The sequence below is a fragment of the Gimesia alba genome (assembly GCF_007744675.1).
Lineage (GTDB): Bacteria > Planctomycetota > Planctomycetia > Planctomycetales > Planctomycetaceae > Gimesia > Gimesia alba.
This window is the reverse complement of sequence record NZ_CP036269.1, coordinates 5,265,522-5,271,346: the sequence shown is the minus strand read 5'-3', so window position 1 is coordinate 5,271,346 and position 5,825 is coordinate 5,265,522. Positions and strand designations below refer to the sequence as shown.

6 protein-coding genes and 1 tRNA gene are annotated in these 5,825 nt (G+C 47.2%); 4 read left to right on the top strand and 3 right to left on the bottom strand.

The features are described from left to right. Positions 1-74 precede the first annotated feature (74 nt). From Pan241w_RS19735 to Pan241w_RS29460, 3 genes are all read left to right on the top strand, one after another. Complete coding sequence (locus Pan241w_RS19735; protein WP_145219150.1) at positions 75-722, top strand: hypothetical protein; 648 nt, start codon at positions 75-77, stop codon at positions 720-722. Positions 723-1,112: 390 nt separating this feature from the next. Then, positions 1,113-1,748, top strand: coding sequence for a transposase (locus Pan241w_RS19725; RefSeq protein ID WP_232107204.1), 636 nt, complete (start codon positions 1,113-1,115; stop codon positions 1,746-1,748). Positions 1,749-1,995: 247 nt separating this feature from the next. Next, positions 1,996-2,148, top strand: coding sequence for a hypothetical protein (locus Pan241w_RS29460; protein WP_198000036.1), 153 nt, complete (start codon positions 1,996-1,998; stop codon positions 2,146-2,148). Between the two features lie 531 nt (positions 2,149-2,679). Here Pan241w_RS29460 and Pan241w_RS19720 read toward each other — a convergent pair. The 3 genes from Pan241w_RS19720 to Pan241w_RS19710 all read right to left on the bottom strand — a co-directional run bounded on the left by Pan241w_RS19720 (position 2,680) and on the right by Pan241w_RS19710 (position 3,592). Then, positions 2,680-2,766: transfer RNA gene (locus Pan241w_RS19720), tRNA-Ser, on the bottom strand. Between the two features lie 51 nt (positions 2,767-2,817). Continuing rightward, positions 2,818-3,051: a hypothetical protein gene (locus Pan241w_RS19715; protein WP_145219143.1), complete on the bottom strand. Its 234-nt coding sequence runs from the start codon at positions 3,049-3,051 to the stop codon at positions 2,818-2,820. Positions 3,052-3,325: 274 nt separating this feature from the next. Next, entirely contained in the window at positions 3,326-3,592 is a 267-nt protein-coding gene (locus tag Pan241w_RS19710) for a BON domain-containing protein (RefSeq protein WP_198000035.1), read from the bottom strand. Positions 3,593-4,028: 436 nt separating this feature from the next. Here Pan241w_RS19710 and Pan241w_RS19705 point away from each other — a divergent pair, with 436 nt between their 5' ends. After that, the gene (locus Pan241w_RS19705) at positions 4,029-5,825 is read left to right on the top strand and encodes a glycosyltransferase family 39 protein (protein WP_145219139.1); all 1,797 of its coding nucleotides are present in this window, start codon (positions 4,029-4,031) and stop codon (positions 5,823-5,825) included.

The following is a 5,825-nucleotide window of genomic DNA, read 5'->3' as shown; positions in this document are numbered from 1 at the left end:
TTCGAGAATTATTTACTCAAGAAAGAGTATCTTTAGTTAGTTTTACTGCTCGTTCTTGATCAAGGAGTCCTTAAATGACACAACATATTGCGGATATAATAAAGCAGGCTGATTTAGAAAAATTAAATTGGGATTTTTATGAAGATGCGGAAGACGCAGAAGAATACGCTAGGGAAAAGACTATCCCAGGTCGAATCGTAAGTTTCATATTCGATGAAGCAAAGGACGTTAATGATGCGGAAAAAATGATTGGTCTTCTAACTACGTTCGCCTCTCGTAGAAGTTTAGTATGTTGGTTTTTATATTGTAAAAATGAATTTCCATTTTTTGTTGCAAATTCTTTAGAGAAATATTGGTTAGAGTTCTGGCCTGATCGACAAAATATTGATGATTCATGGCTTGAGATCACTGAACCAACTGAAAATGGAAGCCCTATCTATGATTGTAGAAGGCAGGACACGCTTTCTGCTAGTAGTGCAGTTGCACATGCGGCTAGATATGCCAAAAATCAATCTCCACATGATGCAGTTATATCTCTATCACATGCATTTATAGCATTCGATATTTCCCCTGTTAGTTCATATGTCAATTACATCGATTGGCTAGTAAATGTTGCAGTTCCATCTGCATTTGATTTGGAGTATATGCCTCCAGAGAAGATGTTTGCCATGGCCGATTTTGAAATTCCATCCGTCATGAAAAATATGATATCTAAAGGATAGGCTAGACAGGTGGGGGAGAAAAAGGTGTCAGGAACCTTAAATTGGCCAGAAAAAGGTGTCAGGAACCTTTAAATTGACAGTTTAGGTATTTTTCACTTAAATACTGCTTATGGGACGACCAAAACGGGCCGCTCAGGCGGGCTATATTTATCATGTGCTCAATCGGGCGAATGCCCGGATGACGATCTTTGAGACGGACGACGACTACGCCGCCTTTGTGCGGATCTTGTCGGAAGCGGTCGAGCGGTTCGAGATGCGGCTGCTCAGTTTTTATGTGACGGACAGAAAAAGGGGTCAGGACTCTTTTCTCTTGTCATTCTCTCTGGTTTCTGCTAGACTTGGGACATGCCTAGAGCCAAACGAATTTGTCCTGCCGGTGAGGTGTTTCATGTGCTGAACCGGTCTGTTGCGCGGCTGACTCTGTTCGAGAAGCCCGACGATTATGCTGCGTTCATGCGGGTGGTCGAGGAGACGTGGCAGAAGAATCCTCTGCCGATTTTTGCGATGTCGGTGATGCCCAATCACTGGCACTTTGTCGTACGGCCCACGACGGACACCCAGCTGACGGATTTCTTCCGACTGCTCACGGTCACCCACACCATGCGCTGGCACGCCCACTATGCGACCGGCGGCACGGGGCACTTGTACCAGGGCCGCTTCAAGTCGTTCCCGATCCAGTCGGACGACCATTTACGGACCGTCATGCGTTACGTCGAACGCAACCCATTACGGGCGAATCTGGTCAATAAAGCAGAAGAGTGGGAGTTTGGCTCCGCCTGGGCCCGGCAGCAGAAACAGAACACGCCGGAATGGCTGGCGACGCCGAAGAATCCATCGCTCCCTCGAAACTGGCGGGCCCTGGTTAACAAACCCCAGACCGACGCCGAGCTGGCCGCCCTGCGAAAATGCATCGTCCGCGGCACCCCCTTCGGCAATGACAGATGGACCAGCAACACCGCCAAAAGGCTCTCCCTGGAAAGCACCACCCGCCCCCGCGGCAGACCACGCCTCAGAAAAAAGTCCTGACCCCTTTTAGGCACTTTCTGACCCTTTTTAGGCACTTTTAGGCAGGTGATGATTTCTGCATGTCTGCTTCTCTCTGTTCATCTCTCATGCTTTCGGTGCGATCTGGTAGGATTGGTATGCCGGTGGTCAGGTAGACGTTCGGAATTCGAACGCCCCTTACCAAAGATGTACAACCGGGGCTAACGCCCTGCGGCTGATTTGTCTTTCCTGTTTTGAACGTTCCTGAGAATAACGTCTGCTGTACGGTGTGAGCGGTTCATACCTGGGGGATGTACCGGCGGCTAGTGCCGACCCGCTCACATTATGGGGAGCCGAACTGGTTCCACTTGGTCTGTTGTCAGTATTTGAATGTCGCGCGGCGGGTGAGCACATCGACTCGCCCCTACAGGAAGAAGCATAATGCTAGAGGAGAATTCATCATGATGGTGAAACGAATTGTTGTGAATGTCGTGGGCCGGTCAAGGCGTTTTGAGAAACGTTATGCGGAGAGGAGTGGTGGGATGTGTTGCACCAGTGGCGGGGTGTGTTGTTTATGGGGTGTTATGCGTCGGCGTGTGTCGACCCGCATAACTTTTGGGGGAGTGATTGATGAAAATCGTGCTCAAACCAGCGGTTTATTGCATGCTGCCGTTTGTTTCGTTCGTGGTCTTCACCTGAACCAGTACTGTTCTCGCGCGCGACGCATAACCAGAGATCATGAAGAACCGCACGGCGGCGTCAAGATAATTTTATTCAGGGAGAGGTGCGGGAGATTCAGGAGTGAAGAAGAAGAATTAGTATACGAAAAAAGAACAGAGGCTTTGGTCTGGCAATAATTGATAGAAAATCAGAGTCAGGAGATGCGACTCAAAATTATTCCAAAAGGGGAAAACCGATGTGAGTGCAGAGAAAAACCAACGCCGCCGTTTCGAGCAGCGTTGGTCAAACTAAGCGGAGAGAGGGGGATTCGAACCCCCGGTCCCGTTACCGGGACACAGCATTTCCAGTGCTGCACAATCGGCCACTCTGCCACCTCTCCGAGTGGTTCATCGTCGGTCGAGCAATGTCAACCAGATTGAAATCTTAGAACTTAGCCTTCTGCAGCCAGTTTCTGTTTGATCGCTTCTTCTCTGTCTTCAATGACTTTCAGAGATTTGAGACGGTTTACGATCTGAGTTCTTTGTGCGTTGACCTGCCGCCATTTGGGGTGTTTTTTCCGAGCTGATTCATCAATCTTTTGCTCATCAAGTACTTTACCATAATCGGCAATAGCAGTTTCCGCGTTCTGTAATTGTCGTTCCAATTGAGCTCTTCGTAAAGACATAGTCTTCCACTGTCCCTTTTGATGTTGTAGTAATGACCGTTTTATTGTGATTCAGGTTCGACCTGATTCTCTTTGCGCAAAGCGAACACTTCCCTTTTCAGAAATTCAAGGGAACGAAGATTCTAACAAGATCCGATTGGATTTGACAACGCTCAAATCGCGCAACATGCTGCATTGCCTTGTTTTTTTGTTGGGAAACAGAGCAAATGAACATGTATTATGGCTACACCGAAAGTGGAAGGAGTTGTTGTGAGTCGAAGACAGGCCTCAATACTCAATTGGTACTGAGTGTCTCGACTGCTTTCTGAGCAGGTTCTACCGTCAAACGATTGTGGACCTGGCGAACTCCGGTGATACGACTAACCGACTCCTGAGCCAACTGCTTTTCGTAATAGCTGCTGACAATGCCGGTCAAGAACACCTGTTCCTGCTCAATTTTGTATTGAACATTCTGGTTGGCGATTAAATTAGAAGTGGATATAGCATGCTTGACCAGTTCACTGAGCTGGTGGGCATGGTCAAAGGCGATGTGATGTGACATAATAGACCGATACTTTAAGGATCTTAAAAAATTCACTCTATCCTTATACATTTTTCTCATCCTGAAGTTAGAAGAAGTAGTGCAGCCTGCATTTGCACACTTTGTTCTCTTCGGTCAGGGGAATTGAGAGCTATCAGGAAAAATGTAACGATCCGATCGATTTCGTAGCTCTGGTGATGATTAGGGATTACAATCCTGAGAATTGGTATGAACGATACTGATGAGAAGTAAGAAATCTCTTTCCGTGTCTAAAGTTAAACCTAATGACTGCTGATTTCTTCGAGGCTTTTCTCTGAGAAACAGTGTTCCTTCGTTTTTCCGTCCGGTACAATCAGAGAGACAGGGATAGTGAAGTGCGATGTTGTGCTCTGTCGTCAGACGTTGAGTCAGATGTATCGCAGAGGGTGCTGCGGTTTTGGTAGAAGGATTAAGCCTGTTGGTAATTATTAGTGATCAGGAACTATTACAGCGGTCAGTAGAGCCTGCTCATGATTTATTTCCGGTGATGCGACGTGCGGCAGTCATGTCGCCTCTGGTCATCTTATTGGCTTTAGGTCCCGGTTTATTAGCCTTTCATTCGTATCGCATTGATGAATTGTCTGCCTGGTTTGGCTTGGAGTGTCTCGGAAAAGCCAGCCTGATCACCGATAATACCAACGCACTTATTTCTCAACCCCCATTGGTTCGCTGGCTTTGTATGGGGCTGCTTTCTTTAGTCGGACACTGGTCTTCATCACTGGTTCTCTTTTCTTATTTTTCGACAGCCTGCATGTTGGTTGTTGCGTATCGATTAACGAGAAAAGTTTGTAATCCTCGTTACGCGCTGGTGTTTTGTTTTCTGCTTGCCTTTCATACAGTCGTCTTAAAACAAATTCAACTGATTGAAGCGCCTGCATTTCCGATTCTGTTTGCCTTGCTGACGATCTGGGGATACATCACTCATATCCAATTCGAATCTGGAATTGTATCCTACAAGCTATTGTGTGGGGGAATTTCGCTGGGGCTGTGCCTGTTGTCCGGAGGGGCTCTGGCATTGGGAGTCCTGCTGATGTTGTCGTTGTATATTGTGAATCCCACCGATCTGCCGAAAGGTCGTTCCACCTCAGAACAGAAAAAACTACCCGTATTGAAACAGGCGGTGCGAGCCTGGAAGTCATTATTGATTTTGGGATTTACCGGTTTTGCTGTCGGGGGCTGGTGGGAGTTAATGGCGGCATCACAGATTGAAGGATTCTGGGGGAAATGGTTTGCGGGTCCCGGGCAGCCCACGATCAGCCTGTATTGGAAAACGGAATTCTATCCTGCCTATTTCGTTCGCGATGTGATTTCTTCGCTGGGTTTTTTATTAGGATTTGCACTGTTTGGTCTATTTCATGGCATTAAGCGTGTACTGAAGCCGGCAGGAAATCAACAGGAAATTGCCTGGCTGCGATTGGTTGTGATCTGGGTATTTTGTGGTGCTTTTTTCTGGTGGGGAGTGCAATTCCTTCCCCAAATGGAAGCCAGTACCCGTGCGATGTGGAAATTATTTTTCATCATTCCGTTGATGGCGATTGTGACTTGGGAATTTCAGCAGATTGCACTCCGCCGTGTCAGTTATCCAACGGTGCTTGCTGTATTTACTGTTGGTGTGTTGTCGGTTATTTTCATCAGTGCATCACAGGGAGATACACTCAGCCCTCAGATCTCCGCCCGTTTCTTACGTCAGTTAGTCATTCTTGGGTTATCGCTCGTGATGGTGCTCTGGTACAGTCATCGCTTTAAAAAAGAGCAAGGCCATCGTGTGGTGGAAATGGCATTGGTGGTTGCGTTATCTGGCCTGCATGTCGTTTATGGCGTGTATTCCGTACCCAAGCCGAACCCGGCAGGCGAACGTTTATTGCAGTTTGAACAACAACTTCGTTTAACCCAAAACGTGACTAACTGCATTCTGGTGAGCAAAACGGATAAACCTCCTCTGGAACTCACGTTTTTAATCTTCTATCTCTGGGGTGATATAGATTTCAAGCAGATTCAGGGGACAGTGCTTCCACAGGACCTGGAGATACCAGTAACAGAAGAATCGGATGCGACACCAGAAAAACAGGTGATTATTCGCTGGGGGGCTTCATCTGTTTCATTACGAAATATCGTCAATGCCGGTTTTGTTTTAAAGCCGGTGGCTTCGCCTGATGTTTACAAACAACACGAACTGCAGGCAGATTTAATCAGTAAGTCTCCTCAGGGTTTTTAA

Excerpts from the sequence above, each read along its gene's own strand:
- Pan241w_RS19735 (WP_145219150.1), top strand. The coding sequence starts at position 75 with ATGACACAACATATTGCGGATATAATAAAGCAGGCTGATTTAGAAAAA.
- Pan241w_RS19715 (WP_145219143.1), bottom strand. The coding sequence starts at position 3,051 with ATGTCTTTACGAAGAGCTCAATTGGAACGACAATTACAGAACGCGGAA.
- Pan241w_RS19710 (WP_198000035.1), bottom strand. The coding sequence starts at position 3,592 with ATGTCACATCACATCGCCTTTGACCATGCCCACCAGCTCAGTGAACTG.